Genomic DNA, 226 nt, shown 5'->3' with positions numbered 1-226 from the left:
AACCATGGTGATGGAAAACATGACGCCGGCAACCCCGATTACTGATTGCGCGATTACTGAAAGGACAGTCCGCGCGCCATCAACGCTGACGCTGGTCGCAAGGAAGCTAAGCTGAAATGGAATAAGGTCAGGATGGCGATCTGCGATGACCGTTGCTTGCGCAAGGACCATCGCAGAAAGAACCAGCACTGCAGGAATAAACCAGTAGCTAGCTCTTACGTCATCA

General features: G+C 52.2%; 1 protein-coding gene. It reads right to left on the bottom strand.

Going from position 1 to position 226, the window contains the following annotated elements; all coding sequences use genetic code 11:
* Positions 1-226, bottom strand: a 226-nt coding sequence (locus tag TW80_RS17520) for a DUF2254 family protein (RefSeq protein ID WP_157033345.1), incomplete at both ends; no start/stop codon positions are given.

Source organism: Loktanella sp. S4079 (assembly GCF_000967725.1).
Classification (GTDB): domain Bacteria; phylum Pseudomonadota; class Alphaproteobacteria; order Rhodobacterales; family Rhodobacteraceae; genus Yoonia.
The sequence above is the reverse complement of the archived record's forward strand: the minus strand, read 5'-3'. Positions and strand labels throughout refer to the sequence as shown.